The sequence below is a fragment of the Bartonella vinsonii subsp. berkhoffii ATCC 51672 genome (assembly GCF_902825225.1).
Classification (GTDB): domain Bacteria; phylum Pseudomonadota; class Alphaproteobacteria; order Rhizobiales; family Rhizobiaceae; genus Bartonella; species Bartonella berkhoffii.
Window position 1 is genome coordinate 1 of record NZ_CADEAK010000141.1, and the last position, 465, is coordinate 465.

Here is a 465-nt window from a genome sequence, read left to right on the forward strand (position 1 = left end):
TTATATGATGGATCAGTAAGGATTTCTTCGTAGCCTGTCATGGCGGTATTAAAACATATTTCAGCTTCAGCAGCGCCTGTAGCACCTGCTCCTTTACCTTCAATAACTGTTCCATCGGCTAATACTAAGAGAGCTGTAGATTTGCTTATACTCCAAGGATTAAGAGATGGGGTAGTTTGTGTCATAGTACGCGTTCACAATTCATTCTCTAAACAGTATAAAGCAAACTCATAACAAATACTGTGTATATCATTTTTACAATATTTCGCTTAAAATGAAAAGTATAGGTACATTCTGTAAAGAGGTAAAGTCCTGTTTTGAGATTTTTTAATATAGGTGTATTGATTATTTTTTATCGTGTTTGGTAAGATCTGTAAAGACTGATTAAAAGTTCCTTTTCTGCTTAAATAAATTTAGGTTAGTTTACGTTGCGTGCCGGATTGATATAACGCTCCAAGTTCTTTG

At 34.4% G+C, this 465-nt stretch carries 1 protein-coding gene; it reads right to left on the bottom strand.

The window, feature by feature from the left end; all coding sequences use genetic code 11:
- On the bottom strand, positions 1-185 hold a 185-nt coding region (locus J7R10_RS08645; RefSeq protein WP_281432515.1), incomplete at its 3' end, for a carbamoyl-phosphate synthase domain-containing protein.
- Positions 186-465: the final 280 nt, after the last annotated feature.